Genomic DNA, 221 nt, shown 5'->3' with positions numbered 1-221 from the left:
TGAATGGCGCACCCGCCATCTCGCATCGCGGCCTGTCCGGCCCAGCCCTGACGTTTCAAGGCGCGCGCCCGATCAGACGAATGCGAGAAGCAGGCTGGCACAAAGATCAGCCTGGAAAAACTTCGAGAGGGCGCATTTATCGGTTGGTACGCGCTGCTGGCGCGTTCGGAGGAGCGCAACTGGCGACGAAGTGATCATCGGGCGATATTCTCAAAGCCGCA

At 61.1% G+C, this 221-nt stretch carries 1 protein-coding gene; it reads left to right on the top strand.

What is annotated here, in order from left to right; translation table 11 throughout:
* The coding region (locus J2D73_RS20560) for a hypothetical protein (RefSeq protein ID WP_207884292.1) at nt 1-194 on the top strand (194 nt) is incomplete at its 5' end.
* Nucleotides 195-221: the final 27 nt, after the last annotated feature.

The sequence above is a fragment of the Acetobacter sacchari genome (genome assembly GCF_017377715.1).
GTDB classification, from domain to species: domain Bacteria; phylum Pseudomonadota; class Alphaproteobacteria; order Acetobacterales; family Acetobacteraceae; genus Acetobacter; species Acetobacter sacchari.
The sequence above is the reverse complement of the archived record's forward strand: the minus strand, read 5'-3'. Positions and strand labels throughout refer to the sequence as shown.